This is a genomic window from Haloferax sp. Atlit-6N, assembly GCF_003383195.1.
Classification (GTDB): domain Archaea; phylum Halobacteriota; class Halobacteria; order Halobacteriales; family Haloferacaceae; genus Haloferax; species Haloferax gibbonsii.
The window spans coordinates 1-1000 of the sequence record NZ_QEQJ01000022.1; the positions used below are offsets into that span (position 1 = coordinate 1).

1 protein-coding gene and 1 pseudogene are annotated in these 1000 nt (G+C 66.5%); one reads left to right on the top strand and one right to left on the bottom strand.

The features are described from left to right. The first annotated feature begins 135 nt into the window (after positions 1 to 135). Positions 136 to 645 (top strand): TspO/MBR family protein, encoded by a 510-nt coding sequence (locus tag DEQ92_RS20885; RefSeq protein ID WP_115821717.1) that lies wholly within the window; start codon positions 136 to 138, stop codon positions 643 to 645. Positions 646 to 727: 82 nt separating this feature from the next. Here the strand turns inward: DEQ92_RS20885 and DEQ92_RS20890 are convergent. Next, positions 728 to 1000: pseudogene (locus tag DEQ92_RS20890) on the bottom strand (TIGR01210 family radical SAM protein); the annotation flags it as partial.

The window sequence follows — 1000 nt, forward strand, 5'->3', positions numbered from 1 at the left end:
CCGACGCGACCCGTAGTTTCGGACAGCCGCTTGGGAGGAGACCGACCCGTCGGCGAGCAGAAGGCGACCGGTCGCCGAGTCGAAGCCGGCCGGTCGGTGGAGATATTATATCGCTGCGATATAATATTCACTGTGATGTCATTCGGGACGAACGTCCGCCGATTGCCCACGGAGCGCCCCCTCCTCGCGCTCGTGCTGTCGATTCTGCTCGTCGAACTCGTCGGCGCGTCGGGCGCGGTTTTCACCGCACAGGGCCTCGGCACGTGGTACGACTCGCTCGTCCGACCCGCAGTCGCGCCGCCAAGTTGGGTGTTCGGGCCCGTCTGGACCACGTTGTTCGCGCTGATGGGCACGGGACTGTGGCTCGTCTGGCGGCGGGCGACCGACGCGCCCGGTGCGGTCCGCCTCGCCGTCGTCGTGTTCGCCGTCCACTTCGTCTTCAATCTGGGTTGGTCGGCCGCGTTCTTCGGACTGCAGGCGATCGGTCTCGGTCTCGCGGTCATCGCCGCGCTCTGGGTGCTGATCGTCGCGACGATGTGGGCGTTCGCACGCGTCGACCGACGTGCGGCGCTGCTGCTCGGTCCCTACCTCCTCTGGGTGAGCTTCGCCGCGTACCTCAACTACCGCTTTTGGGTCCTGAACTGATCAGACACAGATTCCGACGGCTGCGTCGATATCGCGACAGCGACGTCTATCACGACAGCGGTGTCTATCGTACCAGCGACACCTACCGCGCCAGTGGCATCCCGTAGCTCGTCTCCTCGTCGACGACGTACTCCCAGGTGGCCTCGCACTCACAGGAGACCTGCGAGAACACCGCGGGGTCCTGCCGCTTGTCGAAGTCCTTGATCGCTTTCTAGACCCGGTCGTCGCACTCGCCGCAGTTGTGCGGGCCGCGGTCGGAGCCGTGGCCGACGGGGTCGGAGACGACGATGGCGTCGACGTCCGCGGTCGCTTCGAGGACCTCGGCGACCGACCAGAGCCACGGCGGGCGGTAGCC

Bases quoted from the DNA above. Each gene is read 5' to 3' on its own strand.
- DEQ92_RS20885 (WP_115821717.1), top strand. From the start codon at position 136: ATGTCATTCGGGACGAACGTCCGCCGATTGCCCACGGAGCGCCCCCTC.